Annotated in this window: 1 pseudogene; it reads right to left on the bottom strand. The window is 75.4% G+C overall.

The window, feature by feature from the left end:
* Positions 1 to 248 (bottom strand): annotated as a pseudogene (locus tag SB822_RS59595) (DNA lesion error-prone repair protein ImuA); the annotation flags it as partial.

Genomic DNA, 248 nt, shown 5'->3' with positions numbered 1-248 from the left:
CGGGCACGTTGCCGCCGCGGCACTTGCGCACCTGCCAGGCGTGTTCGCCGGGCAGGTATTCCAGCCGCAACGCCGCCGGCGAGGCATTCACCGCGTGGCGGCGATCGGGCAGGGCGAAGGCACAGGCATCGCCGCTGTCGGCGGCCACCTGCAGGCGGCGCATCGCCCGTGCGTCGGCGGTCTGCGGCCAGCCCAGCACCGCCGCGCAGGCGCCGCTGCGCAGGCATTGCTCGAACGCCCACAACGCC

The sequence above is a fragment of the Paraburkholderia sp. SIMBA_054 genome (assembly GCF_046534875.1).
GTDB classification, from domain to species: domain Bacteria; phylum Pseudomonadota; class Gammaproteobacteria; order Burkholderiales; family Burkholderiaceae; genus Paraburkholderia; species Paraburkholderia hospita.
This window is presented reverse-complemented; position numbering and strand designations above follow the sequence as displayed.